Source organism: Nocardia sp. CC201C, assembly GCF_030010695.1.
Taxonomy (GTDB): Bacteria; Actinomycetota; Actinomycetes; order Mycobacteriales; family Mycobacteriaceae; genus Nocardia; species Nocardia otitidiscaviarum.
Window position 1 is genome coordinate 1 of sequence record NZ_JASCXP010000712.1, and the last position, 1,524, is coordinate 1,524.

Consider the following 1,524-nt stretch of genomic DNA (forward strand, 5'->3'; position numbering starts at 1 on the left):
ACCGAGACCGACGGCCCGGCCGATCTGGTGATCGACTGCTTCGGCATCATGCACGAACCCGATCAGCTCATGGCCTTCGCCCAGCGCGCGGCGGCCACCGCGCCCAACGGGGTGTTGCTGCTGCAATTCCATTCGCTGCGCACCATTGTCGAGCAGGGGCAGTGGAATGCCCTGCGGCACGGGCACTTCGCGTACTACTCGCTGACCGCGCTACGCCGATTGCTCGACGCGGCCGGGATGAGCGTGGCGACCGCCTGGGAGTTCGATCTCTACGGGGGCACCATCCTGGTCGCGGCGGTGCACGCGCCGATCACGCCCGACGAGTCGGTGGCGGCCATTCTGGCCACCGAATCCGCGCTCGGCGACGCGGACGCGGTGCGACACTTACAGCGTGACGCCGATCGCCAGGCCCACGCGCTGCGGGTCTGGCTGGAACGCGAGCACGCGCGTGGGCACCGGGTGTACGCCTACGGTGCTGCCTCCCGGGCGATTTCGCTGCTGCACCTGGCGGGCGTGCACCGCGGCCTGCTGGCCGCGGTCGCCGACGCCTCGCCCGCGAAGCAGGGCCGCCGCATGTCCGGAACCGATGTGCCGATCATCGCGCCCGCTGAACTCGTTGCCGCCCAACCGGATCAGGTGCTGCTGACCGTGGCGGACCTGCTGCCGGAGGTGGCGACGCTCTGGCCCGAACTGGATGGGAAGTGGGTGGTGGACATACCGGAACCGCAATGAGACACCGGAGTTCGTCTTGGCTTCAGTTGTGAGAGCGTCAGTTTCAGCCGCACCACCTGATGAGGGAATTGGGGAGAGATGAAGGTTAAGCATCGCGCCACCGTGCGCACCATGGCCGTCGCGGCCGCTGTCACCATCGGTCTGGCGTTGGGCTCCGGTACCGGCCTCGCCGGAATCGACAGCAGCAGCTCCATTCTGGACCGGCAGGATCGCACCGTCGAGGCGATCCAGTCCGATACGCGCATCGACTTCGTACCACCGCTGGACGGCAACCCCCTGACCCGGGAGTGGTTCCACCACGGCACGGCCAGCTACCGCATCAGCGGGCCGCACGCCGAGGACTGGGAGGGGCACATCACCATCGGCTACCAGGTCGGCTATCCGGCGACCCTGGACGGCAAGATCCGCTTCCAGTGGTGGACGCCCAGTCTCGGTGTCGAACTGGACGATTCACCGGGCGTCAACCTCGGCGGTTTGATCCCGCAGGCGGGGATCGAACTCGCGGTGGGCTTCGGACCCGGCATCCAGACGGTCGAGGCGGCCGGGGGCGATGTGTTCGGCGCCGAGGGCTTCATCCGCATGTCCGGCATGCACGCGACGGTGAGCGGCGTGATCGGGCAGGTCACCATCCGGCCGTGGGTCCGGGTCGTCAGCGCGGGCGGCGATGCGGTGATCACCTACGGGCCGCTCTGGACGATCTGAACCCGGCGGATCCGAACTCGATCACGGCGTGATCCGAGCGCGTGCCCGCCCGGCCCCGCCCGGGCCCGCCCCCCGAGAAGGCGCCCCCAA

General features: G+C 69.0%; 2 protein-coding genes. Both read left to right on the plus strand.

Features of this window, described 5'->3' with window-relative positions; genetic code table 11:
- On the plus strand, positions 1-732 hold a 732-nt coding region (locus QK444_RS36185), incomplete at its 5' end, for a methyltransferase domain-containing protein (RefSeq protein ID WP_282786613.1).
- A gap of 78 nt (positions 733-810) precedes the next feature.
- On the plus strand, positions 811-1,434 hold the full coding sequence (locus QK444_RS36190) for an MspA family porin (RefSeq protein WP_282786614.1): 624 nt from the start codon (positions 811-813) through the stop codon (positions 1,432-1,434).
- Positions 1,435-1,524: the final 90 nt, after the last annotated feature.

Bases quoted from the DNA above. Each gene is read 5' to 3' on its own strand.
- QK444_RS36190 (WP_282786614.1), top strand. From the start codon at position 811: ATGAAGGTTAAGCATCGCGCCACCGTGCGCACCATGGCCGTCGCGGCC.